This window comes from Gemella morbillorum (genome assembly GCF_900476045.1).
GTDB classification, from domain to species: domain Bacteria; phylum Bacillota; class Bacilli; order Staphylococcales; family Gemellaceae; genus Gemella; species Gemella morbillorum.
The window spans coordinates 299193-325304 of record NZ_LS483440.1 but is presented as its reverse complement, the minus strand read 5'-3'; the positions used below and the strand labels follow the sequence as shown (position 1 = coordinate 325304).

Annotated in this window: 20 protein-coding genes; 6 read left to right on the top strand and 14 right to left on the bottom strand. The window is 31.7% G+C overall.

Translation table 11 applies throughout. The features are described from left to right. Positions 1-39: 39 nt before the first annotated feature. The 3 genes from DQN46_RS01540 to trpX form a co-directional block, all read right to left on the bottom strand. On the bottom strand, positions 40-813 hold the full coding sequence (locus tag DQN46_RS01540) for an ABC transporter ATP-binding protein (protein WP_111742760.1): 774 nt from the start codon (positions 811-813) through the stop codon (positions 40-42). Between the two features lie 3 nt (positions 814-816). Further along, on the bottom strand, positions 817-1692 hold the full coding sequence (locus DQN46_RS01535) for an ABC transporter permease (RefSeq protein ID WP_111742759.1): 876 nt from the start codon (positions 1690-1692) through the stop codon (positions 817-819). 78 nt (positions 1693-1770) lie between these two features. After that, positions 1771-2772 carry a tryptophan ABC transporter substrate-binding protein gene (gene trpX, locus DQN46_RS01530; protein WP_111742758.1) on the bottom strand — a complete coding sequence of 334 codons (1002 nt, stop codon included), beginning with the start codon at positions 2770-2772 and terminating at the stop codon, positions 1771-1773. Positions 2773-3552: 780 nt separating this feature from the next. On the opposite strand from trpX, the gene DQN46_RS01525 reads away from it, so the two are divergent. After that, entirely contained in the window at positions 3553-4770 is a 1218-nt protein-coding gene (locus DQN46_RS01525; protein ID WP_111742757.1) for an MFS transporter, read from the top strand. Positions 4771-4812: 42 nt separating this feature from the next. Here DQN46_RS01525 and DQN46_RS01520 read toward each other — a convergent pair whose 3' ends face one another. The 5 genes from DQN46_RS01520 to mutM all read right to left on the bottom strand — a co-directional run bounded on the left by DQN46_RS01520 (position 4813) and on the right by mutM (position 8520). Continuing rightward, on the bottom strand, positions 4813-5097 hold the full coding sequence (locus tag DQN46_RS01520; protein ID WP_111742756.1) for a nucleotide pyrophosphohydrolase: 285 nt from the start codon (positions 5095-5097) through the stop codon (positions 4813-4815). Positions 5098-5112: 15 nt separating this feature from the next. After that, positions 5113-5973, bottom strand: a complete 861-nt coding sequence (rsmA, locus tag DQN46_RS01515; RefSeq protein WP_111742755.1) for a 16S rRNA (adenine(1518)-N(6)/adenine(1519)-N(6))-dimethyltransferase RsmA — start codon at positions 5971-5973, stop codon at positions 5113-5115. Next, positions 5970-6524 carry a ribonuclease M5 gene (gene rnmV / locus DQN46_RS01510; RefSeq protein ID WP_004633162.1) on the bottom strand — a complete coding sequence of 185 codons (555 nt, stop codon included), beginning with the start codon at positions 6522-6524 and terminating at the stop codon, positions 5970-5972. The genes rsmA and rnmV overlap by 4 nt, the downstream gene beginning before the upstream one ends. A 268-nt stretch (positions 6525-6792) precedes the next feature. Then, complete coding sequence (locus DQN46_RS01505; protein WP_111742754.1) at positions 6793-7641, bottom strand: YitT family protein; 849 nt, start codon at positions 7639-7641, stop codon at positions 6793-6795. A gap of 18 nt (positions 7642-7659) precedes the next feature. Next, positions 7660-8520, bottom strand: a complete 861-nt coding sequence (gene mutM, locus DQN46_RS01500) for a bifunctional DNA-formamidopyrimidine glycosylase/DNA-(apurinic or apyrimidinic site) lyase (protein ID WP_111742753.1) — start codon at positions 8518-8520, stop codon at positions 7660-7662. A gap of 192 nt (positions 8521-8712) precedes the next feature. Between mutM and DQN46_RS01495 the strand changes: the two genes are divergently transcribed. Both DQN46_RS01495 and DQN46_RS01490 read left to right on the top strand, forming a co-directional pair. Further along, positions 8713-10002, top strand: a complete 1290-nt coding sequence (locus DQN46_RS01495; protein ID WP_111742752.1) for an LCP family protein — start codon at positions 8713-8715, stop codon at positions 10000-10002. A 112-nt stretch (positions 10003-10114) separates the two neighbouring features. After that, positions 10115-10750, top strand: coding sequence for a YigZ family protein (locus tag DQN46_RS01490; protein WP_224207430.1), 636 nt, complete (start codon positions 10115-10117; stop codon positions 10748-10750). Between the two features lie 74 nt (positions 10751-10824). On the opposite strand, the gene DQN46_RS01485 is transcribed toward DQN46_RS01490, so the two are convergent. The 5 genes from DQN46_RS01485 to DQN46_RS01465 form a co-directional block, all read right to left on the bottom strand. Next, on the bottom strand, positions 10825-11448 hold the full coding sequence (locus DQN46_RS01485) for a hypothetical protein (protein ID WP_111742751.1): 624 nt from the start codon (positions 11446-11448) through the stop codon (positions 10825-10827). 60 nt (positions 11449-11508) lie between these two features. Next, a complete protein-coding gene (locus tag DQN46_RS01480; protein WP_111742750.1) occupies positions 11509-12270 on the bottom strand; it encodes a hypothetical protein in 762 nt (253 codons plus the stop codon). 25 nt (positions 12271-12295) lie between these two features. Next, entirely contained in the window at positions 12296-12931 is a 636-nt protein-coding gene (locus DQN46_RS01475) for an NAD(P)H-dependent oxidoreductase (RefSeq protein ID WP_111742749.1), read from the bottom strand. Between the two features lie 108 nt (positions 12932-13039). After that, complete coding sequence (locus tag DQN46_RS01470) at positions 13040-14347, bottom strand: aspartate kinase (protein WP_111742748.1); 1308 nt, start codon at positions 14345-14347, stop codon at positions 13040-13042. Positions 14348-14411: 64 nt separating this feature from the next. Next, positions 14412-15563: a homoserine dehydrogenase gene (locus DQN46_RS01465; RefSeq protein WP_111742747.1), complete on the bottom strand. Its 1152-nt coding sequence runs from the start codon at positions 15561-15563 to the stop codon at positions 14412-14414. A 276-nt stretch (positions 15564-15839) separates the two neighbouring features. Between DQN46_RS01465 and thrC the strand changes: the two genes are divergently transcribed. From thrC to asd, 3 genes are read left to right on the top strand one after another with little or no spacing between them, the layout of a single operon-like run. Continuing rightward, positions 15840-17312, top strand: a complete 1473-nt coding sequence (gene thrC / locus DQN46_RS01460) for a threonine synthase (RefSeq protein ID WP_111742746.1) — start codon at positions 15840-15842, stop codon at positions 17310-17312. After that, complete coding sequence (thrB, locus tag DQN46_RS01455) at positions 17312-18193, top strand: homoserine kinase (RefSeq protein WP_111742745.1); 882 nt, start codon at positions 17312-17314, stop codon at positions 18191-18193. The genes thrC and thrB overlap by 1 nt, the downstream gene beginning before the upstream one ends. 54 nt (positions 18194-18247) lie before the next feature. Continuing rightward, positions 18248-19324 (top strand): aspartate-semialdehyde dehydrogenase, encoded by a 1077-nt coding sequence (asd, locus tag DQN46_RS01450; RefSeq protein ID WP_004633174.1) that lies wholly within the window; start codon positions 18248-18250, stop codon positions 19322-19324. A 224-nt stretch (positions 19325-19548) separates the two neighbouring features. Here the strand turns inward: asd and DQN46_RS01445 are convergent, their stop codons facing one another. Then, the gene (locus tag DQN46_RS01445) at positions 19549-25980 is read right to left on the bottom strand and encodes a GEVED domain-containing protein (RefSeq protein ID WP_111742744.1); all 6432 of its coding nucleotides are present in this window, start codon (positions 25978-25980) and stop codon (positions 19549-19551) included. Positions 25981-26112: the final 132 nt, after the last annotated feature.

Sequence of the window (26112 nt, the reverse complement as noted above, 5' to 3'; positions counted from 1 at the left end):
AAAAATCAGCTTTGACTAACATCAAAACTGATTTTTAGTTTATTCACTTTCTTCTAGATTATACAATAACTCGTATAATTCTTTAGCATTTAACTTTTCTTTTTCCTCACGATTTATATCGCGAACTAACTGTCCTCTATGAAGAATAATAATTCTATTACCATATTTCACAGCATCTTGAATATTATGAGTAATCATTAATGCGGTTAAATTCTTCTCTTCAATTTTTTTGCGTGTTAATTCCATAATTTTTTTCTGTGTTTTTGGATCTAATGCTGCTGTATGTTCATCAAGAAGCAAAAGTTTTGGAGTAGTCATCGTTGCCATAAGAAGCGCAATTGCTTGACGCTGCCCACCAGACAATAATCCCATCTCGCTATCGAGTCTATCCTCAAGTCCTAAATCTAATGTCGCAAGTAGTTCTTTAAAAAGTTTTCTATCCTCTTTTGTAGTGCCTAATTTAAATCCACGGTTTTTACCACGTCGCAATGCTAATGACATATTCTGAGCAACAGTCATACGTGGAGCTGTCCCATCCAAAGGATTTTGGAAAACACGACTTATAAATTCCGCTCTCTTGTGTTCAACAATATTACTAACATCTTTTCCTTCGATTATAATTTTCCCATTGTCCAAAGAAAAAGAGCCAGCAAGCGCATTTAAAAAAGTAGATTTACCAGCACCGTTTCCTCCTAAAATCGTAATAAAATCTCCAGCCTTAATATCCAAGTTCACATTTTTCAAGGCATATTGTTCTCTATTAGTTCCAGGGAAAAAAGTTTTATCTAAATTTTTTATTTCTATAAATGACATCTACTACACACCCTTTCTCTTAGTTCTAAGTTTCAGTTGAGGTAATGTTAAGAATAATGCAATAACTAAAGCTGATACCAATTTGAAATCATTTGCTCCTATAATGTTCAACTTCAATACTCCTACTAGTAGTAAACGGTAAATAATCGCACCAAAAATTACACAAACTAGACGCTGAGTAAAACTCATATCTTTAAAAATAACTTCACCTATAATAATCGCTGCTAGTGCCACTACAATAACACCAATACCACTATTCACATCAGAATAACCGTTGTTTTGTGCCAAAATAGCTCCCGCTAACGAGATAATTCCATTCGCAAGCATAAGACCTAAAATAGTCATAGCTTTAGTTGAAATACCAAGCGCAGTTGCCATTTTCTCATTGTCTCCTGTAGCTATTAAACTTTGGCCAAGTTCTGTAGAGAAAAATAGTGACATTAGCGCAATAATAATCACTGAAAGTAAAAATCCTAATAATACCGTATTGTAATGATTAGGTAAATTTAAGTTTTGGAATTTACTAAAAATAGTCTCCTTATTCAATAAACTTAAATTAGGTCTTCCCATAATTCTTAAGTTAACCGATAATAATGCTGTCATTGTCAAAATACCTGCTAATAAACTTGGAATTTTGCAAATAGTGATTAAAAAGCCTGTAACTAATCCTGCCATCATTCCCGCGATGATAGCTATTATTGTCGCAAGAATTGGATTAATTCCATTGTGAATGCATATAACACAGACACCTGCTCCTAACGGGTAAGCACCCTCTGTTGTCATATCTGCTATATTCAGCACTCTAAAACTTATAAATAACCCTAATGACAATAATCCCCAAAGCATACCTTGGGCTATTGCCGAAATAATCAAATCCATAAAACACCTCTTTTATTATTTTTTGCATTATTGCAAAATAATAATTTTTAATTATCATTCATAATAATATCAAGAAAATTATTTTTTATCTACTACTTTTGCTTTATCTTTAATATCTTGTGGAATTTCTATTCCTAATTGTTTTGCTTTGGCCTCATTTAGATAGATAACTCCTTCATTAGCAAGAACAACCGGCATTGTTTTAGTATCTGCACCTTTTAATACTTTAGCTATTACTTTTGCAGTTTCAATTCCTATTTTATATTGATCTACTCCTATTCCAAGTAATCCACCATCTGCAACCATTGTATCAGAAGACGGGAATACCGGAACCTTTTTCGCATCAGTTACTTTTACAACTGTAGCCATTGCGCTAGCAATTGTATTATCAATTGGCACGAATATTGCATCAGTTTCTGCTGCAAGAGTTTCAGTAACTTGTTGAATATCATTAGTGTTTGCTACTGTTGAAACTTTTACTTCTAGTCCTAATTCTTTCGCTAACTTTTCAGCTTCTTGTGCTTGTTTTACAGAATTATCTTCGCTTGCTGTATAAAGAATTCCTACTTTTTTCATTTTTGGTAAGATTTGTTTCATAACTTCAAGTTGTTGCTTAATCGGTGTTCTATCACTTACGCCTGTAATATTATTTCCTGGGTTATTTTCACTCTTAATCAACCCTGCTTCTACAGGATAAGTAATTCCCGCCATAATTATTGGCTTATCTTTTGTCGCATTAGATAGTGATAATGTTGCTGGCGTAGTGATTCCAACTAAAAGATCATTATTGTCACTTACTAACTTTTGCCCCATACTTACAAGGTTACTTTGATCCCCTTGAGCATTTTGAAGATCTAGCTGTAAGTTTTTCCCAACTGTGTATCCTTCTTTAGCTAATCCATCTTCTAACCCTTTATAGATTTGATCTAGCGCTGGATGACTAAGTAATTGTAAAACACCAACTTTAACTTTCTTTTCTTCTACATTCTTTTCTTCACCTTTATTACTTGAATATAAGCCATACCCTAAAACACATACTAATAATACTATAAAACTGATAAAAATTTTATTAATTTTCATTTTAAAATCTCCTTAATATATATACATTTATTTATTTAATTGATAATAATCACTAATAATTTTAGAAGCGTATCTATATAAAAAGACCACTAGTTTTTATCTCTAGTAGTCTTAAATTTTTAAATTTAAATTATAATAAAATAAATATAAAAGACCACCCAGATAACTCCATGTGGTCATTTCTTAATCATCACAAATAATCCACATAGATACTAACTTCTTGAAGTCGTATCTATGCTAAAAGAACAAGATCGACTCCGTATCTAGTGGCTTTGCCAACGAATATTCAGTTGTAATGTGTCAACTCGATACAGTTTCATGAATTTGTTCTCCTTTACTTTTATTACTTGAGTACAATTATAGCAACTATTTTTTTTATTGTCAAGATATTTTTTTTACAAAAGAAAAGAAAATTCTGACAATTTAATTTTTATTAGCATAGTTGCTTGAACTATAGCCTTTATATAGAAAAAATAATTAAAAATATATTAGGCTCTTTCTTATTTTTATTATAGATATTTATTAATCATTATCTTATATTTCCAACACATGAAAATAATTCGTTTTCATTTTTCTCATAAAGCTATTTTAAAAAAATTTAATTTTAAAAAGATAATAAAAATACTGATATTTTAAGCTTTAATATGAGTATATCTATTTTATTTAATTTTGAAAATAAAATTGAAAATATATCATTTATTGAAAAATTTTCACTTGAAAATGTATTTTCATAGGAGTATCATAATAATATATATTTTAAATTTATGTTAGGAGATTTTCATGGATAGTCACTCAGACATCAAAAAAGAAGAAAAATTATTTAACTCAGGTTTTATTACAATAACTACAATTAACTTTATAGTATTTTTAATATACTATTGCTTTGTTGTTATTACAGCAAAATTTGCAACAAGTGAGCTTGGCGCTACTGCTGCACAAGCCGGATTTGCTGCAGGTATTTATATTATCGGTACACTTGTCGCTCGTCTTTATATCGGAAAAAAATTAGAATTAATTGGTCGTAAACAAATTTTACGTTTTGGAGCAGTAATTTATTTACTTACAACAGCAGCATATCTAATTTCATCAAATATTATTATTTTAGATACTGTTAGATTTTTAAATGGTTTCGCATATGGAACTATTTCTACTGCAGCAAACGCAATTGTTACAACTTATATTCCAAAATCACGCAATGGTGAAGGAATTAACTATTATGGTTTAAGTACAAGTTTAGCTGCTGCTATAGGTCCATTTATCGGGATGTTACTTCTTCCTATTACTGGATTTAACGCAGTAATTATTTTAGCAATAGTTTTATCTGTTGCTGTTGCTATAGCTTGTTTCCTATTCCCTGTACAAAATATCAAATTAACCGATAAACAAAAACAACTTCTAAATAGTTGGTCATTGAATACATTTATTGAATACAAAGTTTTATTTATTTCAACAGTAGCTTTCCTTATTGGTCTTGCATATTCTAGTGTTCTTGGATTCTTATCTATTTACGCTGACAGCCTAGGTCTTGCTACAGCGGGAGCATTCTTCTTTGTAGTTTATGCTCTTATTATTACAGTAACTCGTCCTTTTGCTGGACGTATATTTGATGCCCGTGGTGAAAATGCTGTAATGTATCCAAGTTTTATATTTTTAACTTTAGGTCTGCTAATGTTAAGTTTCACTAATGGTAGCTTCATGTTATTATTCTCTGGTGCCTTAATCGGTCTTGGTTATGGTACATTTATGTCAAATGGTCAAGCTGTTTGTTTAAAACTTGTAGAACCTGAAAAAGTAGGTATCGCACTATCTACCTACTTTATCGGACTTGATTTAGGCTTAGGATTTGGTCCTTATGCATTAGGAACCTTACACGGCATTTTATCTTATAGCGGAATTTATATTCTTTGTGCTGTTTTAACAGTCAGTGTTACAGTGCTTTATGCAATGTTTTATAAAGGAAAAAATATTAAAGTATTAAAACCAAAAACTACTAGATAATATAAAAAGGAAATCTTAATTTTTTAAGATTTCCTTTTTATATTATCTTTTTTCTGGATAACGACGAGCAACGTCTTTTAGCTTTTCTTTTATAATTTCTTTAGGGTCTTCTCCGAGATGATAACACATTGCTAATGAATAAATCAGTACATCTGCAAGCTCATCTTTTATCTCCTTCATATTATCTCCACTTTCGTCCCATTGAAAATGTTCTAATAATTCTGCCGCTTCTATTGAGATGCTTTTAGAAAATCTTTCCAAAGTATCGTACTCTCCCCAATCACGTTTAGCTCTGAATTCTGTTATTATTCTTTTTAATTCTTCCATGATTTTCCCCTTTTACTAAATTAAATTATTATTCTTTAGATTATTATACAAATTATAAAACTCTGTTAATGTTAAAGTTTCACTTCTACGTGTAGCTTCTATTTCACTATCAAAACACGACGCTTGAAAATCTTGCTTTTTATCTTTTCCATAGCTTGAGATAAGATTATTAAGTAAAGTTTTTCTTCTTTGAACAAAACATGATCGAACAAATTTAAAGAATTTTTGATCTACTTCAAATTCTTTTTTCTCCTTTGTCATAATTTTCACAACAGCACTTTCTACATTCGGTGCTGGTACAAAAACTTTTTTTGGTACAGTAAATAAATATTCTACATCCGTATAATAATTTAATAAAATAGTCAATGAATTGTAGTCTTTTGTTCCTACTTTTGCATTTAACCTATTAGCTACTTCTCGTTGCATCATTACAACATAACCGTCTATTTTCTCAGTATTCTCTATCAAATGAGTAAGTATCGGTGTCGTAATATAATATGGCAAGTTAGCCACTACCATAATTTTGTCGCAATCACTCATTTTTTCAGCAATAATATTATCTACATCAACCTTTAATATATCGTTATTAATAATTTCAACATTATTATAATCCGCTAGTGTCTCTGCTAAAATCGGTAATAATCTTCCATCTATTTCAAACGAAATGACTTTTTTAGCTTTTTTAGCAAGTGCTTCTGTTAGTGAACCAATACCAGGTCCAATCTCAATAACACCAACTGTTTTATCTACACCGGCACCATCTACTATTCTATTCAAAATATTTGAGTCTATTAAAAAGTTTTGTCCTAAACTTTTCTTAAAAGTAAATCCATGTTTTTTTAGTATTTCAAAAGTTTTTTTAGGTGTTCCTATCATCTCTTATGTCCTTTATTTATTTTATTCATTTCATCTAATAAGCGTTCACGGCTTATATTGTACATATTCAATTTATTTAGCAACTGTTTAGCATTAGTATAGCCTATATTTAATCTTTCACAAAGCTCTTCTCTTAAAATTTTTGAAGTATTGCCACCGACTAAACCTAACTCTAACAATAAGTCATTAGTTATATCATTTTTAACCTCTATCATTGGAGTGTAATAATTTTCTAATGCTTTAATAATGTCTTCTTTACTAGCTGCTTCAATCCCGATTTTCCCTTTACTATCGACAGCTTTTTTATTAGAAATATAAGCATGTTTTGCAGTCGGGATATTTTTTTCAATAATATTTCTTATTCTTTTCCCAGCATAATCAGGATCTGTTAAAACAATTATCCCTCGTGTCTTTTCTAAATAAATTAATCTTTCAATTTTTTTCTTTGTTAAAGCAGAACCATTAGTTTCAAATGTATCACAATCAACGGCTTCTTTAACCCTATTCGTATCATCGCGTCCTTCCACGACGATTATTTCTTTAATCTTCATTTTTGTATCCTTTTAAAAAAATTCATCAGTCTATTATAACATATTTAAAAAATTTTTGCTTATACTAGCACGAATGTATTAAATAATCTAGTAAATTGTAGGTGATTTCTTGGTAAAGTCTATATTGATGTGCATCACACACAAATTTGTTTTTCAGCTCAAATTTATCTTTAAGTTTTATTAATTCTTCTATAATTTGTCATTCCCTTTATTATCGTAATATCATAAAAAAAGACCTCGCAGAATAATTCTGTGAGGATATTTTTTTCTAGTGAATATCTTTTTTCTTAAAGTTTCCACCACTTACTTCACTAACTGTTCCAATTGATAGAAAAGCACTTCTATCATTTTTGAATACAATTTTCTTTAATTTTGATTCTTCTATACGCGTAATAACACAGAAAATTATTTTAGTTTCATGTCCTGAATATCCCCCTTCTCCATGAAGAAGTGTTACCCCTCTTCCTAACCTATCTTGAATTTCTTGACTTATTACTTGGTAATTACTTGAAATAATCATTACAGATTTAGAGTCATTAAGTCCTTCGATAACAATATCCATTACTTTAGAAGCGATAAAATAACTTATCATAGAATAAAGCGCTGCTTCCCATGTGAAAACAAACCCAGATACAATAAAAATTACAACATTTATCCCAAGAACCATCTCACCTACTGAGATTGGTAGTTTTTTCGTTGCATAAATAGAAAAAGCTTCACTTCCATCAAGTGTTCCACCATTTCTTATAACAAGACCTACTCCAACTCCTAAAATAATCCCACCGAAAATACACGCTAAAAACGGATCAGTTACAAGTGGTGTACTATCATGAAGCCATACTGTAGCAAGAGATAATACAGAAATACCGAATATAGAAGCAACAGCAAATCCCCTACCTATTTGCTTATATCCTAAATATAAAAATGGAATATTTAGAATAAAGATAAATATCCCTAATGGTAATCCTAAATAATGGCGAGCTATAATAGAAATACCGATTACCCCACCATCAAGAATATTGTTTGGAATTAGGAAAAATTCTAACCCCGCAGCAAAAATTAACGATCCTATAATTATACTTATATACTTTTTCAAAAATTCAATTATATTTTCCATACAATCCCCCTTCTTATCTTATTTTTTCTTTTGACAAATCGGACAAAAATGACTAGCACGTGTTTTTATAACAACGTTATCCGTCTTGTGCCCTAAAGGACAAGTTTTTTTACCATAGATTTGATGAAAGTTTTGCATATTTCCTTCACCGCCATCAGAATGAACAAAGTCTGAAATAGTAGAGCCTCCTTGCTCTATCGCAAAAGTTAATATATTTACCAGTTCATCAAAAAGGTTTTCTTTTTGTTTTTTCGTAAGCTCAGAAGCCTTAGTTAGCGGATGAATCTTTTGACGATATAAAACTTCACAATCATAAATATTGCCACAACCGCAAAATACATTTCCTTCTAGTAACAATGCCTTTATAGGTTGATTTTTATACTTAGGTAACTCTAATTTTTCTAAGAAATAACTCTTTGCAGTCTGCGAGAAAGGTTCCGGTGCTAAATCAATAAACGGTTTAAACAGATTTATTTCATCTGTATATCGCAATTCTCCAAAACGGCGTATATCACTGTAAACCAACTTTTCTTTAGTATCTAACTCAAAAATAATATGACGATGATTATAGTAATTTTTATTCGTGATTTCTGCAATATCTTTTACAACAAAAAATGCTCCAGTCATACCAAAATGCGCAATGATATAACCATTACTTAACGTAAAATATAGATATTTTCCTCTACGAGTTAATCCTTCTATATTCTTATTTATAACATTATTAGCAAAATAGTCTAAGTCTTGCTTTATTATAGTCATTTTATTTTGACTATGGCCTAATTTTACTATTTCTGAGTAACTTATTCCTACTATTTTTTTGTTTAAAACTTGGTCTACAAGCCCTAATTTTATATTTTCAACCTCTGGCAATTCTGGCATAATATACTCCTATTTTTAAAAGCTATTAATTATATTTTAATATATATGTATGAAAATTTCAAAAATTTTTCTTTATTCTCCTCTAATTTCCATTAAATTTCATTTTATTATTAATGTTTTTTCTAGCATAAAAGAAAAATATATAGTATAATGGAAAAGTTAAATGTTTTTACAAACGAGGTTTAAAATATTATGGACGAAAAAATGTCAAGAAGAAACAGAGTAAGCCGCTCTAGACATCCTCATAGCGGTCGCTCTCAACGAAATAACAACAATAATAAAAAAAATAGAAGTAAATTTAAAACTATTCTGCTATCAATTTTAAGTCTTGTGCTTTTTGGGACTGTTGCTTTTGCAGGATATACAATATATAATTTTTCATCTTCTGCTAAAAAAGGATACAAAGAAACTGATTTCCTTAAAGAAGTAGATCCTAATTTCAAAAAATTCTCTATCTTAATTCTGGGAATTGACGAAAATGATCAACGTAAAGCCGAAGGGCAAACACGTCAAGATAGCCGAACAGACTCGATTATTCTTGCAACAGTAAATAAAGAAAAAAAACGTATGGATATGGTTAGTATCCCTCGTGATTCACTTACACTTATGCGTGAAAAAGCTGATGATAACAAAAATAATGCTTATTTCTACGATAAGATTACCCACGCTCATTCTTATAATGACGTAAAAGGTACTGTTAATGCTGTAGAAAATCTACTTAATACGCCGATTAACTTCTATGTATTAATAAACTTTAAAGCATTTGAAAAAACTGTTGATGCTTTTGGTGGTATTGACCTTTATGTTCCTTTTGATATGAATGAACAAAATGCCAACGGTGAGATGCATACTGTAAAACTTACTAAAGGTTGGCATACATTAAATGGGGAGCAAGCTTTAGCCTTTGCTCGTAGTAGATATTATGATAGCGATATAGAACGTGGTCAACGTCAACTACAAGTTATTCATGCTCTTATCGATAAAGCTAAAAGTTTAAACGCCTTATCAAAAATCAATGATGTTATAAATATTGCTGGAGATAATGTAGAGCATAATCTTACTACTACACAAATCTCTACTGCAATAAAAATGTTTATTAACGATGATATTGAAATAGTATCACATCGAATTAATGGATATGATGTTATGTACGGTGGTGTTTACTACTACTACCCTAAACCATTATCACTTCTGTATGTATCTTCTGCATTAAGAAGTAACCTAGACTTAGACTTACCTAAGGCGACAGATTTACTTAATATTTACTATCAAGGACATATTAATATAGGATTGAAAACATATAGAATAAATAATCTTCTACCTGCAACAAGATTCCCAGCTGTTAATCTCGCTGCCATGGACCCTGCAGACTTATTAGTTAACTTACCTGAACAGTTAACAAAAGAAGATTTGAAAAATGACATTACAGTAAGTAATGAAAATCGTCCAACGGATAATTCTTCAAATAACAAACAACAATAATATAACTTAACTCAGAGAAATAAACTTTTCTCTGAGTTTTAATAATTTATTGACTTTTTATAAATCATATATAATAATTATAACTGAAAATAAAATCCAAGGAGGTTTTATAATGAAAAAATTTATCACTATAAAAGAAAATAGTTATGATGAATTTGTTGAAAAGAAATCTACTTTTATAACACATCTTGTCAGAGTAACTAGTGAAGAAGAAGCTAGAGAATTTATACAAAAAATGAAAAAGAAACATTATGACGCTACTCATGTTTGCTCTTGTTATGTTGTTGGTGACAATAACGAAATAACACGTGCTAATGACGACGGCGAACCTAGTGGAACTGCAGGAGCTCCCATGCTTGATGTTCTTGTTAAAAATGAAATAAAAAATGTTTGTGCAACTGTTATTAGATATTTTGGTGGTACTAAGCTTGGAACAGGAGGATTAGTTCGTGCCTACGGTGGCGGAGTAATCAACGCCTTAAAAAATGCAACCTTAGTCGAACGCAAGGACGCTCTTGAAATAAGATTGGAATTAGACTATAGCCTTAACGGAAAAATAGAGTATGAAATAGAAAAAACAAATTTCATCGTAAATAATTTAGAATATACCGACAAAATAATTTATACTATTTACGTTATGGAAGAAGACTATGACTCTTTCCAAAGTTGGATTGCAAATCTGACTAACGGACAATTTAAGATACTATCAACACATGAAAAACAACTCGAGTTTGACATAAAAGACTAAGCAAAAAACACTCTTTCTCCTTTTATAAAGAAAGAATGTTTTTTATTTTATTTATAATATTATATTCTTATGTTTTAAAAATGCTCAAACTCTTCTTTACTCATACCTAAAAGCTGCAATTCCCATATACCTACCATATCTGAAAGTACAGAATCACAAATATATTCATCCTCGTCATCTGCATATTTGCAAGAAAAAATTGGTTCTCTACTTGCAGATTTATAAAACGCCATTGCTAACCTACTCAACTTATCTGGCTCAAAAGAAAGTCCTAATTTATTTGCAATATCTCCACGGATTTTATCCCAATCCTCATTTTTATCTTTATAACTCGTACGAACTCCTGAAAGATAGCCATTGCAATAAACTTCTAATAGCTGTTCTTTTTTATAAATATATTTACAACTAAAATCAGAAATACATCCTACGTGTATTAAAAAAGTTAATAAATCCTCCAAACTCTCTGCTACTCTTCCTACTTCACCCTCACTACTTATAAAGCCGATACTGCCATCTTCAAGGAAAACATACTCGCTTCCAGTCCCATCTTGAGCAAATGCCATACACCCAAGAGAATACACTTCATTATTACCTGAAAACTCAATCTCTTGTTCTTCCTTGTAAAAATAAATATTACATTCTCTCATAAGAAGTTCATTTAATTCTTTATTTGCTCTAATATTCTCCAGTAAATTCATCTTATCTATCCTCCATAACTACTAGACTATTTAACAATTAATTACATTTTCAAAACATAATTACCATTCATTAATAGAATATAAAATTGCTAAGCGAATATTTTTTAATAGTTCATCAGATAAAATATCATATTCTTCCTCTAGCCCTTTATTCTGAGCCATATATGGTGGACTGTCATTCCAAGATCCCATAGCGCCAAAAACATCTGCTCGACTCGCAGCTTCAAAAAGTTTTAGATTTTGTGATGGGATTTGGGGTAATTCCAAGCCATACTCCTTATCTATTCCTTCATTTTTCCCATCCAAACTTTGTATTGCAAATTCAAAAATATTAGCAAAATTTTCACAATCTATTTTTGCAGCTAAATCTTTAATCTGAAGTAACACCTTTCTAAATGAATCACTGTTATCGTCATAACGGGGTTTACCTTCTGGTGGATTAGTCCACTCGTACTCCTTATACATAATATTCCATTGTTGATGTTTATTATCAAATTCCCAATTCGGTATAAAATACGTTACCTTCCCATTTTCAAAAAAGCAAAGAATTGAGCTCTGCGTAGTATTAGAAAAACCTAAAATATTTCTATCTTTTACAGAAATTGGACAAAGTAATTTTATGTCCACTAGACCAAATTCTTTTAGTTTTTCAAACCACTCCGATGAATTATATGCAATATAATCTTCTGTTCCTAAAATTAAAAATTTAAAGCTAATTCTATTTACATATTTTTCTGGATTATATTTAATTTGATTATTACTTTGCAGTGCACTCTTAGCTGCTGCAACTAGTCCTGCAATTTGAAACATTTGTCCGTTCACTATTATTCCTCCTTACAAATTAAATCTAATTATTATTCTTTGAAAATTCAGCTATCCAAGATTTTAGTTCTTCTTTTGATTTCTCTACTATTGCATCTTTGTTATTATGCGCTAAGTCCAGACCTTGAACACGAATCAACTTCATTTTTTCAATACCTAGAAGGCTCAGTATTCCACGAACATATTGAACTGTAAAATCTAAATTGATATATTGTATATGACTATCAAATTCCCCTCCACTAGTTAAAATAAACGTAACCTGCTTATCAGGATTATCTAGACCTAACATTGTTTCTACTTCGCATTTAAAAGTTTCATTAACTATCATAATATTATCGATATAATCTTTAAATTTCGACACTACATTAAAATTATGAAGCGGCATATAAATAAAAATAGCTTCCGCATTTTTCCACTGTTTAAGTAACTCTTTTTGACGAAGTTTGTCCTGTTGCTCGCCTTTAGTTAGCTCCTTACCATCATAATTAAACATATTTTTATCCATTATAGGAATATAGCATTCTGGATTGTATAAGTTTAAAGTTTCAATATCTATAAAATTATTTTTTCTAAGTTCTTTTTCTCCAAGATTTGCTAATAAATTAGCTATTCTATTGTTATTATCATAATCTGGATGACAAAGTATTTGTAATATTTTCATAAAATCTTCCTCACAAAATTTAATAGAGTTCTTAATAATCTTTACTTTTTCATTATATCATGTTCTAAAAAAACTTCCCAACTAAATCTAGTTAGGAAGTCTGAAACTTTATTTAAATTCTTGATATATAGTATTTATTGTTTTTTCATAGTCACTATTATGAACGCCGACAATAATATTAATCTCATCATTAGTTTGTGAAATTAGTGCGATATTTACACCCGCTTCTCCTAATGCTTTAAATAAACGCCCAGATAATCCTTTAGAGTTTTTCATATTTTCCCCTACTGTCGCAATTAACGAAATATCATGGGTAACATTTATTTCATCAGGTTTTATAACACTTTTTATTTTTGCAACAAGCTCATAGATAAACGGACGTATATTACTAGTCTCTACTACAACCGAGAATGAATCTATTCCACTTGGAATATGCTCAATACTAACATTAAAATCTTCAAAGATTTTCAACGTTCTCGCGATTAAGCCCACTTCATTAGCCATATGATGCTTTTTAATTGTTATAATTGAAAAATCTTTTTTCCCTGCAATTCCCGTAACAATCTGTTTATCTCCGATTTGTTTGTTATCACTAATAATTGTTCCTTCAACATGAGGGGCATTTGTATTTTTAATTTGGATAGGAATATCTTTATCACGAACCGGGAAAATTGCTTCTTCATGTAGCACGCTTGCTCCCATATATGATAATTCGCGAAGTTCTGAATAACTAATCACCTTGATTTCATGTGGATTAGAAATAATACGAGGATCTGCCATCAAAATACCGGAAACATCTGTCCAGTTTTCATAAACTTTTGCATTGGCAATATTTGCTATAATAGCTCCACTAACATCTCCCCCACCACGTGTCATTATCTTCACTTCTCCATTTGGAAGACTACCATAAAACCCTGGAATAAGAACTCTGTCGTACTCCCTAACAATTTTATCAAACGCCTCTTGTGTTTTTGGAAAATCAATCTCACCTTGATAATTGTAGAAAATTAAATCTTTTGCATCAACAAAATGATAATCCAAGTATTCAGCCATTAAAAGCCCTGTCAAATACTCTCCACGGCTAACCAAATACTCTTCATCAATACCTTTACCAATTTCTGATTTTAACTTCGCTAGTTCTCCTTCTATATCAAAATTAAGTCCTAGCTCTTCTTTAATACCTATAAACTTGTCTTCAATCATTTTAAAAATATTGTCGAAGTTAATATTATATTTTGTATGTGCATAGCAAAGATATAATAAATCTGTAACTTTATTATCTTCTTTATATGCCTTTCCTACCGCACTTACTACTACAAAACGGCGTGTATCATCTAATCCTACTATATTTTTAACCTTTTTAAACTGTTCAGCGCTAGCTACTGAACTACCACCAAATTTTGCTACTTTTACCATCTTATCTCCTCTTCAAAGTTACAATTTCTTGCATATTTTGCATATTCCCCATAAACTATCTTTATTAATGGAATTTTGCTACTAAATATTTCTCATCTTTAGCTTCTACTTCTGCTACTAAAGATTTAAGCTGTTTTAATGTAATTTCTTTAGTTTCTATATATAAGCTTCCTTCATATTGTTCTTCTTTTTCTATTAATTCACTATTAAGCTTTTCTTCCGTTCTAATCAAATATTTTTTCTTAGTAAGTTCGTCTGAATAACTTAATTCATTTTTTATAACCATATCTTTTCTTGGCACATCTAAATAAATATCTACTATATCTTGTACAATCGCATTACCAGTTGGAAGTTTGCCGGCACCTTGTCCAAAGAACTTCAATTCACCAATAAATGAACCATCTAACGTTATAATATTATTATTAAGTGGCACAGCTGCTTCTTGAGAATCTTTACCGAAAATAGATAGCATAACAGAAGTTTCATATTTATTATCTTCTACATTAGTCTCACCGATATACTTAACCGCATAATCATATTTTTTCAAGTAATCTATGTCACTTTTCACAATATTTCTCATAGAATATGTTGGAAAATTATTATCTATATGGATATCAAAAGCCAAAGCGTTGCTTAAAATTATTTTGTTAACAACATCCCCACCATCAATATCAGCACTTGGATCAGCTTCTGCGTAACCTAACTCTTGCGCAGTTTTTAGTGTAGAAGCAAATTCTGCATTATTTCTATACATATTATCTAAAATGTAATTGCTAGTTCCGTTAAAAATTCCATAAACACGTTTGATTAAATCAACACGACGTGTTCTTTCTAGATTAACTAACCATGGAATACCACCACCAACACTTGCTTCAAAAATAAATTTCACATTATTTTCTTCTGCTAATGTTAAAAACTCGTCCAAATACTTCGCAGCTACTGCTTTATTTGCTGTAACGACATGCTTTTTATTTTCTAATGCTTTTTTAATAAACTCATAAGCTGGGATAATTCCACCTAAGCACTCAACAACAACAGAAATTTCATTATCTTCTATAATCTCATTGTAATCGTCTGTTGCTAAATGCATCTTATCACGACTTCTCGCAAAGACACTTTTTACTTCAATATTTTTTAATTCCGCTGTTTTACCGTTAGTAATAATATCGTAAACACCACTACCAACTGTTCCATATCCTAATATCGCTATTTTCATAATATTCTTCCTCTCTTCCCAAAAATTTTCTAACTAAATTTTAAGCGGTATTAATTAAAACTCTACTCCATTTTTAAAGAAAAATTATTTACCTATAATTATATAGTTTTTATAAAATAAAAACTATAGCATTTTACAACTTTCTGCTGTTTTTATTATAAAATTTAGTGTAAAATTAATGTTATATAATTTTTTATGTTCTTTTTGCAAAAAACACTTGTATTTTTACAAAGAACATTGTATCATATATACAACGATAAAGCAAGGAGATTTTATATGTTTTACGAAAGTACGAGAGATAAAAATAGGAAAATAAATCCTAGTAAAGCCATTCTTCAAGGACTTAGCGAAGAAGGTGGTTTATTTGTTTTAAGAAATCTAGGAGAAAAAAAATTAGATTTAAACAACTTAATAGACAAAAATTATTATCAAGTGGCAGAAGCTGTATTAAAACTTTTTATTGATTTTACAGATGAAGAAATTAAAAATTGTGTAGAAAATGCCTATCATGGAAAATTTTCTCATGAAAAAATTACACCATTAGTAGAACTAAGTGATGGATATGTCCTTGAGTTATTCAAAGGGCCAACGAGTGCTTTCAAAGATGTTGGATTATCACTTTTACCACAACTTACTAAAACAGCCTTAACAAAAGTTAACGATAAAAATGACATACTTATCTTAACGGCAACAAGTGGCGATACTGGTAAGGCCGCATTGGAAGGTTTCAAAGATGTAGATAGAACGAAAATTATGGTATTCTACCCTAACGACGGAGTAAGTGTAGTTCAAAAGACTCAAATGCAAACACAAGAAGGAAAAAATACAAAAGTTTGTGCCATTCATGGAAACTTCGATGATGCTCAAAGTGGTATTAAAGAATTATTTGTAGATAATGAGTTCAAAAAACAACTACTAGAAAAAAATATAAAACTATCTAGTGCAAACTCAATCAATATCGGTCGACTTATTCCTCAAGTAGTTTACTATGTAGTGGCTTATCTTGATCTAGTTAATAATAAGAAAATAAACCTAAGAGATAAAGTGAATTTCGTAGTACCTACCGGAAACTTTGGTAATATTTTAGCTGGTTACTATGCAGAGCAAATAGGTTTACCTATTAATAAACTAATTTGTGCAAGTAACAATAACAACGTACTATACGACTTTTTAACTACAGGCGTATATGATAAAAATCGTGATTTCCTTAAAACAGTTTCACCAAGTATGGACATTCTTATTTCAAGTAACTTGGAAAGACTACTTTACTATGTAAGTGGACGTGATAATGAATATATAGCACGTCTTATGAACGACTTAAAAGAAACTGGACGTTTCGAAGTTACACCAGAAATTCTTTCTATTATAAAAGAAAAATTCCAAGCAGGATATACTACTGACGAAGATACAAAAGAAATTATTAAGAAAATATACAATAAAGATAATTATCTACTTGATACACATACTGCTGTTGCTTATAAAGTATTATTAGACAATTTGGATAAAAATCATGCTAATATCGTCTTATCAACAGCATCTCCATACAAATTCACAGAAAGTGTATATTCTTCATTAAACACTCCTTCTAACGAAGATGAATTTACTTTAATGGAAAAATTACACGAACAAACTAAAGTAGATATTCCTGAAAATCTACAAGGTTTAGATAAAAAAGAAATTAGACATAAAGATGTAATTAATAAAGAAGATATGAAAAAATACATATTAGAGAAATTAGGTGAACTATAATGGCAAAAGTAAGAGTACCTGCTACATCGGCAAATGTTGGTTGTGGCTTTGATAGCTTGGGTATTGCATTAAATCTTTACACAACCTTTGACTTCGAATTGCTAGAAGATGGTGTCGAATTCATTGGATTTGAAGAACGCTTCGCCAACGAAAACAATTTAGTTTATAAGTCCCTTCTTTTCACATTAGATAGACTTGGAAAAAATATTTCTGGCGTAAAAATTTCTATTCAAAATGATGTCCCTATTTCGCGTGGTTTAGGTAGTAGTTCAACTTGTGTTGTCGGAGGTATTTATGGAGCATACTTACTTACAAATACACCAATAGATAGACAAGAAATCTTTACTATCGCTAATGATATAGAAGGCCATCCTGATAACGTATCACCTGCAATTTTCGGTAACTTAAGCGCTTCTTGCACAACCGATAATAAAGAAGCGGTAACCGTTACTTACAATGTTGACGAACGCTTTAACTTTTTAGCACTTATTCCAAACTTTGAAACTTCAACAGAAGAAGCTCGCAAAGTTATGCCGAAAGAAATATTGCTAAAAGATGCTTTATACTCACTATCACGCTTAGGTGCAGTAGTTAAAGCATTTGAAACTTATGATCTTAGTTTGCTAAAAAAGGTTATGGGCGATAAAATTCATGAACCTTACCGCAAAGAAATTATTCATGAATACGACGAAGTACGCAATATCTGCCAAGAAATAGATAGCTCAGCATTCTTTATCTCAGGCAGTGGCTCAACACTTATGAACATTATTGCTGATAAAAATAATATAGAAAAAATTAAAACGAAACTTGCCAAACTTAAGTATAAATGGCAACCTATACTACTAAAAGTAGATACGAAAGGAACTCTAGTATTAGATTAATCTATTTCAAAAAGAGTTTTCCAAAAAACTATTTGATATAAAGGAGAAATTATAATGAAAAAATCAAAAGTAGCTGTATTAGGAGCAACAGGAATGGTAGGTCAACGCCTATTACTATTATTAGAAAATCATCCATACTTTGATGTTGTAAAATTAGCAGCATCACCTCGTTCTGCAGGAAAAAAATACGCAGAACTAATGGATGGGCGCTGGAAACTAGACCAAGCTATTCCAGAATATGCAAAAGAATTACTAGTAGAAGACTTATATAAAATTGATGAAGTTGCTGATGGTATCGACATGGTATTTTGTGCAATCAACTTAGACAAAGAAGCATTAATCAAACTAGAAGAAGATTACGCTAAACGTGAAGTAGTTGTTGTATCTAACAACTCAGCAAATAGAAATAAAGATGATGTCCCGATGATTATTCCAGAAATTAACTCAGCACATCTTGATGTTTTACCAGCTCAAAGAAAACGTCTTGGAACTGAAAAAGGATTTATAGTAACAAAACCTAACTGTTCAATCCAAAGTTACGTTCCAATCTTTAATGCACTTAAAGAATACGGAGTTAAAGAAGCTTCAATCTGTACTTATCAAGCAATTTCAGGAAGCGGAAAAACTTTTAATGAATGGCCAGAAATGGTAGAAAACATCATTCCTTATATCGGAGGAGAAGAAGAAAAAAGTGAAAAAGAACCACTTAAAATTTTTGGTAAAGTAGTTGATGGAAAAATCGTTCCTGATGATTCTATGAAACTATCAGCTCAATGTATTCGTGTTCCAGTTCTTGATGGGCACCTTGCTTGTGTATCATTCAACTTAGAAAATGATCCAGGGTTAGAGACTTTAATTGAAAAAATTAAAAAACATGTTCCTGAAATTTCTAAACATGAACTACCATTAGCACCTACTCCATTTATTAAATACTATAAAGAAAACGATCGTCCTCAACCTGTTTTAGACCGTAATAACGAAAAAGGAATGCAAATCACAGTAGGTCGCCTACGCGAAGATAATCTGTTCGACTACAAATTTGTAGGCCTATCTCACAATACACTTCGTGGCGCTGCAGGTGGTGCTGTTCTAACAGCAGAGTTAATTAAAAAATTAGGATACTTAGATTAATAATAATCTTTACTAAGATTTTATAAGTATGATTAAGCTAAAATCACAGAGATTTTTTTGTCTCTGTGATTTTATTGTTAAATAATAACCAACTTATTGCTATATGTGTATTTAAAAATAGTTTGAATACTTCACAAAATCTACAATCAAATTCTATAAATTAAAAAAATCACTCTCGAAAAATATCAAGAGTGATTTCCCATTATTTTACTAAATTGTTAATTTTAGTCTTCTTTTTTACGTTTTCTTATTACTGCTGCAATACCCACAAGCAATATCCCAAATCCTGTTGTTACATTAGTTGTTTTGCTACCTGTATTAGCTAAACGTTTAACTTGCATTTTAGGCTCTGCTAATTTTACCTTTCTGAAGATATGGTGAATATTTCCATTTGCATCTACCACTGTTCGTACAAATTCATATCCTGGAATTGTTCCTGAATCTTTAACTCCATTTTCAGAGGATTTTAATGGGTTCCCATTTTCATCTCTCCATACTGTAGTTCTTTTAATAACTTTTTCGTAGACATGTTCTGTGTCTCCATTTGGCAGTTTTCTAGTTTCTACAAATCTGTACTCTGGTACTTCTTTCTTGTCTACTGTTCCTTCTTCTGGATCAAATCCTGGAATTATATTTCCTTCTTTGTCTTTGAAGTAAGTCTTAACTTTTTCGTAGACATGCTCTGTATCTCCATTTGGCAGTTTTCTAGTTTCTACAAATCTGTACTCTGGTACTTCTTTCTTGTCTACTGTTCCTTCTTCTGGATCAAATCCTGGAATTATATTTCCTTCTTTGTCTTTGAAGTAAGTCTTAACTTTTTCGTAGACATGTTCTGTATCTCCATTTGGCAGTTTTCTAGTTTCTACAAATCTGTACTCTGGTACTTCTTTCTTGTCTACTGTTCCTTCTTCTGGATCAAATCCTAGAATTATATTTCCTTCTTTGTCTTTGAAGTAAGTCTTAACTTTTTCGTAGACATGCTCTGTATCTCCATTTGGCAGTTTTCTAGTTTCTACAAATCTGTACTCTGGTACTTCTTTCTTGTCTACTGTTCCTTCTTCTGGATCAAATCCTGGAATTATATTTCCTTCTTTGTCTTTGAAGTAAGTCTTAACTTTTTCGTAGACATGTTCTGTATCTCCATTTGGCAGTTTTCTAGTTTCTACAAATCTGTACTCTGGTACTTCTTTCTTGTCTACTGTTCCTTCTTCTGGATCAAATCCTGGAATTATATTTCCTTCTTTATCTTTGAAGTAAGTCTTAACTTTTTCGTAGAAGTGTTTTGTATTACCTTTTTCATCCGTTTCAGTCTTAATAACTCTATATCCTTCTATTTTTTCCTCTGGATACTTACCATCTTTTGTAGGGATTAACTCTGTTTCTTTTCCATTATTTTCTACAGTAACGTATTTAGTTTCTGGACGAACAGTCGGTGTATACGTTGCTTTAATAGTTCTTCCATTTTTATCCTTACGAACTACCTCTACTGCAGTTGCTGTTCCCACATAATCTTTTTCTGGTGTAAATGTTACTACACCTTCATCATTAATAGTATATGTTCCTTGACCTGAAATTACTTTTTCTTTAGTTTTATCTTCGAATGTAGGAGGTACTGTTGTATCGATATCCCCTTTAAATAATGGAGTATTAGACTGAGGTTGATTTTTAGCACCTTCTGATATTACATTTTCTGTAGTAGTTTTTCCTAGTACTGTCGGTGTATACGTAGCTGTTACTAATGTTCCATTTTTATCTACACGTTTAACAGTTACTCCTGTTGCTACTCCTACAAAATCATTTTCTGGTGTAAATGTTACTTTACCAGTCGCATCGATAGTGTATATACCTTCTTTTGGTATTACAACTTTTCCTTCTTCATCTGCACCTTCAAGTCTTGGAGCAACATTTTCATCAATTGGAACTTCTACTTTTTCATTATTAATAGTTGTACTTCCCGCTTTAAATACAGGTGTTCCAAATTGTTTTTCTCCTTTATCCCCAATTGATGTTACATCCTTAGATGTTGGTGTTACACCTTTTACAGTTGGTGTATATTTAGCATTAACTGATGTACCATTTTGATCTTCACGCTGAACTTCAACACCGTTCGCTACTCCTGTAAATTGCGGCTCTGGCGTAAATGTTACTTTACCATTTTCATCAATTGCATAAGTTCCCTCATTTGGCACTTTTATAGCTTTTTCATCCATTGGTAGCCCTGTCTCAGGATTCACTAATTTTGGTGCTTTAGTACTAAGTGGTACCTCTACCTCTTTACCATTAAGCATAGCTTTTCCTGCCGTAAATATTGGAGTCCCTTCTTGAGGTAATCCTTGAACCCCTATTGATCTTACTGGAGTTGATATTGGTCTAACAGGTACTATTGTAGGTGTATATGTTGTTGTCACTTTTGAACCATTTGTATCTTTCACCTGAATAGTTACTTCTCTAACTTCTCCCGTATATGTTTTATCTGACGGAGTAAATACTACTACAGGTTTATTATCTACTACATTTATCCTGTAAGTCCCTATTTCTTTTAATCCATCTGAAGATTTTGCTGGAACAGAATCTCTCTCCTGTCCATTTTCATCTAGCAACTTAAAGGTACTACTATCTAATGGAACTTCTTTATCTACACCATCAATAGTCGTTTTACCGGGTTTAAACAATACTTCTTTCGTTTGTTCCTTCCCTTGTATATCTTTTGAGACAGCGGGTTTTGCCGTTGGAGAAACACCTAAAATATGTGGAGTATATGTTGTTCTTACTTTTGTTCCATTTTCATCTTCAGCTTGAACATCAACTGGTAGTACAGTTCCTGTGTATGTTTTATCTGTTGGTGTAAAGATTACTTTATTAGTTCCAGGAGTAATACTATAAGTTCCTACTTGTTTTACACCATCATTTGCATACGCTGGAACTTCCGTTACTTCCGTTCCATCGCTACCTATTAACTTACTTGAACCAACTTTAATCGGTACAGATTTCTCTACATCTCCAATTACTGCTTTTCCTACGGTAAATGTCACTGTTCCTTCTTGAATTTCTCCTTGAATTCCAGTTGAAGTAGCCGGCGATGCTTGTGGTTTTACTCCCACAATAAATGGCGTATATTTTGTTTCAACTTTAGTTTCATTTATATCTTTTGCTTGGACTCGAGCTGGCACAACTGTTCCAATATATGATTTATCTGTAGGAGTAAATGTTACAATACCAGTACTAGAGTCTACTGTGTATTTCCCTACTTCCTTGTTCCCTTCTCCTAATGCAGGAGTCTCTGTTACTTCATCACCATCCGAGTTTAGTAATTTAACTGAATTTTCTTTAATCGGAACATCTTCATGACCTTTAGTAAATGTTGGTTTCCCAGTCTGTGCCTCACCTTGAATCCCTATTGAAGTAGCTGCTTCTGATATTGGATTAACCGCTAGAACAGTAGGAATATATTTAGCTCTTGCTGTAGATAAAGAAGGATTTCCTTCTTTATCAAATCCTACAGGTCCTGTCAGCTCTACAGTTACTCCTCCAGCAGTACCTTTAAATGATAAAAGTGGTTGGAATTTTACTTCTCCTGTCTCAGGTATAATTGTATATGTGCCCTCATTCTCTACAGTTATAGAAGTTTCATTAGTTATATTCCCTGATTTTGGATCTACTAGCTTAGCTATATGTTGAGTACTAGGACTAACTATTCTCTCTGCAGCTCTTCCTGCATTTACTTTAAATAACGGTGTACCTTTTTGTTCTTTTCCTTGAATCCCTGTCGTTTCTTTAAGATGCCCTGTCATTTCTTTTGGTTCTACAATCGGCACATATACTGCATCCATTGTTCTATTTGCTCCTGCAGAATGCCCCCCATTATTAGTATTTATTAGTGTATTCCCATCTGTTACTGCTTCCCAACCTGTGCTTTGCCCATTTGCATCTACAGCACGTAGTACAACTCCGCTCGTTTTCCCTATAAATGCTGGCTCTGGTGTAAATGTGACACCTGTATCTGAAATTTCATATGTACCTTGTCCTTGCACATTAAGGCTTGTAACAAGTTGACCAGATTCATTAACAATTCTTACTCCACCTTGTGCAGTTTTAGTCGTTTCTGCAGTAATAGAATTGCGTTCTTCAGTATAATCAATTTTTCCATACGAATTAAATGTGACACTTCCATTTTTAGATCCCAGTTCCCCTGGTTCATCACCTTTATTATGACTTATGTATTCAAAATTGATACTTTGTTTTTCACCTTGTTTCCCTGTGGTTTCCTCATAGTCTCCTCGTGGTGGATTAGAAACCTGAACTTGGTTATCTTCTACTTCTCCTGTGTAAGCAATTCCTGTAGGTTTTTCAATTTGGGTTCTATCGTTAGCAATACGTACTCTAAATTTCACAATATCATTATTTTCATCAATTACATGAGTATTATGAAAAGTAAGCTCTACTATTTGATTATTCTCTGTCACTTCTTTTATATCTGATTCTTCTCCTGGATCAAACTTACCATTATTATTAAAATCAATAAATCCACGAACATAAGCTTTTTCTAATGGTCCTTTATAATCCTGGTTACCATTTACTGAGGCCAACACTCTGATTTTATGGGTATTATTTGGGCCTAAAATTGGCTTAACTTCCGATAAGCCTGTAACTTTATTTTTTATTATATGTTCTGGAGCCATTAGCTGATCTACACCTTCATCAGCTATATCATTCTCATCATCTGAATTTTTTCCAAATACACTTGTTCCTGGAACAGGATCAACATCTGCTTTAACTTTTCCTAAATATGGCTGTTGAATTTCCTTCTCTTCTCTTGTTTTGTAATCTATAGTTCTTGTTTTTAAATAATGTTCTGCTATACCATATGATTCTGGTAAATCTCCAAAATCAGAAATCTTAATACCAAGCATAGATGATTGTTGTCCAGTTGTAAAAATATAAAAGCCTACTTCTGTTACATTATATGAGGTAACTATTGGTGTAGCTCTTTTACCATTGTTACTATATCCTCCAAACACTTGTGAGCCCAATCCTGCAGTAGCTGAATCTGGTGTAGCAAACATTCTTGCTGCCAAAGCATCTACAAAGGATTTATCCCCAAGTCTCTTCATACTAACAGGCGAAAATAGTCCCGTAAGATTATCCAGAGGTGTATAAGCTTGAGCTTGTCCATGACCTATCATAGCAACCAGATCCCATGGAGTACCATTGGTTGTATAAATTTCTGTTTCTTTATCAGCTACTTCTTCTCCTGATGTCATAACTATACTAGGCTTCACAGATTTCCCATTGTATACAGCCTCAATTGAAAATTTAACACCTAGAACTGCTCCATCTTGGCCTACACCATTGTCGCCTACTCCTCCTATTGTTGTTTTAGCTACTCCTGTGTCTAAACCAGATCTTTTAGTTTCTGCCCAATACCCTTGAGGAACTCCTGATATACCAGTTACTGGGGGTTTCCCTGTATGCATATCCGCCCTATTCTCTCCGTTAGGCTTATAGCTACCTTCATGAGCAGTACCAGCAACACGTCTTTTATACACATCAGTAGAATCAAATGGTTTTAATTCCTTCACAGTAAATTTAACTGTATATCCTGGAATTAATTCTTTTTCATACACTGATCCAACTTGAAGCTGACCATTCGCCTTTAGTTTAGTCCATGCTTTTGTATCTCCAAAATCTAACCATTGAATTTGGCTATTAAGTTTTTTAATTTCTTCACTATTTCTTTCTTTAGTTTTAATTGGAATATCTGCTAAAGAAGTATATCCATGATCTTTTAACCATTTTTTCCCACGCTCAGTAGATGCATCAATTAGTGCTTCTTCTGTATTTTCTGCTAAATTAACTTCAAATCTTCCATTACGTTTTGCTCCTGCATTTTCCAATTCTGTGTATACAGCTTTAATAGCATTCTTTAATTCCGCTAAACTTTTAGCAATTTGTTCTTTTGTTGCTTTGGTATTACCTAACAATTCTTTAGCAAATCCTAGAGCCTCTTCGTTTTTTTCTATAGTTTTCTGAATTGCTGGTTTTATTTCTGTTTTAAGACGGTTTTTATTCAACTCTGCTTTAGCAAATGCATTTGTTACTTCTGCTTCAGAAGCTACTTGCGTTAATTCTGCTTTAGCTACGTCTACTGCTTTTCCTTCATTTGTAACCTCTTCTTTTTCTTTTTGCCCTTCAACCTTTTTCTCTTCTAGTTTTTTATCGAATACTCTAGTTTTAGCTTCAGTTACTACTGTACTAAGTGCTTGTACTATTTGAACCTGTTCATCTACTTCAGTTTGTCTAGCTGCCTCATTCGCTAATATACTTTTTGCTGTGGCTAATACTTCATGCGCAGTAGCTATTGCTATTCCTTCTGAATCTTGAACTAATTTTAATTTTTCTTCTAAAGTAGTAATGCTAGCTTTTAAAATATCTTTATCAACTTTTATCCCTACTTTTGATACGTCACTCTCTTTAGTGTTTTTCTCTACTAGCTTAGAAAACTCTTTTGGGGCCTCTGGTATTTTTCCAGTAGTTATTGTATTATCTATTACTTTGTTATTTGATACTCTTTCACTAGCTTGTGCTACCGATCCTACTCCAAAAAAAATACTTGCACCTATCACTATCGATACTGCTCCTACTTTAAACTTCTTAATAGAATACGTTTCTTTTTTATACCTCTTTTTATTTCACTTAAATAATTATTATTTTTACCTATCATATATTTCCCCTTTGTATTTAATATACCCAACAATACAATATAGGAGATTATGCCTCTATATTTTTAT

Bases quoted from the DNA above. Each gene is read 5' to 3' on its own strand.
- thrC (WP_111742746.1), top strand. From the start codon at position 15,840: ATGTTTTACGAAAGTACGAGAGATAAAAATAGGAAAATAAATCCTAGT.
- DQN46_RS01495 (WP_111742752.1), top strand. From the start codon at position 8,713: ATGGACGAAAAAATGTCAAGAAGAAACAGAGTAAGCCGCTCTAGACAT.
- DQN46_RS01520 (WP_111742756.1), bottom strand. From the start codon at position 5,097: ATGGAAGAATTAAAAAGAATAATAACAGAATTCAGAGCTAAACGTGAT.
- DQN46_RS01535 (WP_111742759.1), bottom strand. From the start codon at position 1,692: ATGGATTTGATTATTTCGGCAATAGCCCAAGGTATGCTTTGGGGATTA.
- DQN46_RS01485 (WP_111742751.1), bottom strand. From the start codon at position 11,448: ATGAATTTACTGGAGAATATTAGAGCAAATAAAGAATTAAATGAACTT.
- DQN46_RS01525 (WP_111742757.1), top strand. From the start codon at position 3,553: ATGGATAGTCACTCAGACATCAAAAAAGAAGAAAAATTATTTAACTCA.
- DQN46_RS01475 (WP_111742749.1), bottom strand. From the start codon at position 12,931: ATGAAAATATTACAAATACTTTGTCATCCAGATTATGATAATAACAAT.
- DQN46_RS01540 (WP_111742760.1), bottom strand. From the start codon at position 813: ATGTCATTTATAGAAATAAAAAATTTAGATAAAACTTTTTTCCCTGGA.
- DQN46_RS01490 (WP_224207430.1), top strand. From the start codon at position 10,115: ATGAAAAAATTTATCACTATAAAAGAAAATAGTTATGATGAATTTGTT.
- rsmA (WP_111742755.1), bottom strand. From the start codon at position 5,973: ATGATAGGAACACCTAAAAAAACTTTTGAAATACTAAAAAAACATGGA.
- trpX (WP_111742758.1), bottom strand. From the start codon at position 2,772: ATGAAAATTAATAAAATTTTTATCAGTTTTATAGTATTATTAGTATGT.
- rnmV (WP_004633162.1), bottom strand. From the start codon at position 6,524: ATGAAGATTAAAGAAATAATCGTCGTGGAAGGACGCGATGATACGAAT.
- thrB (WP_111742745.1), top strand. From the start codon at position 17,312: ATGGCAAAAGTAAGAGTACCTGCTACATCGGCAAATGTTGGTTGTGGC.
- DQN46_RS01505 (WP_111742754.1), bottom strand. From the start codon at position 7,641: ATGGAAAATATAATTGAATTTTTGAAAAAGTATATAAGTATAATTATA.
- DQN46_RS01470 (WP_111742748.1), bottom strand. From the start codon at position 14,347: ATGGTAAAAGTAGCAAAATTTGGTGGTAGTTCAGTAGCTAGCGCTGAA.
- asd (WP_004633174.1), top strand. From the start codon at position 18,248: ATGAAAAAATCAAAAGTAGCTGTATTAGGAGCAACAGGAATGGTAGGT.
- DQN46_RS01465 (WP_111742747.1), bottom strand. From the start codon at position 15,563: ATGAAAATAGCGATATTAGGATATGGAACAGTTGGTAGTGGTGTTTAC.
- mutM (WP_111742753.1), bottom strand. From the start codon at position 8,520: ATGCCAGAATTGCCAGAGGTTGAAAATATAAAATTAGGGCTTGTAGAC.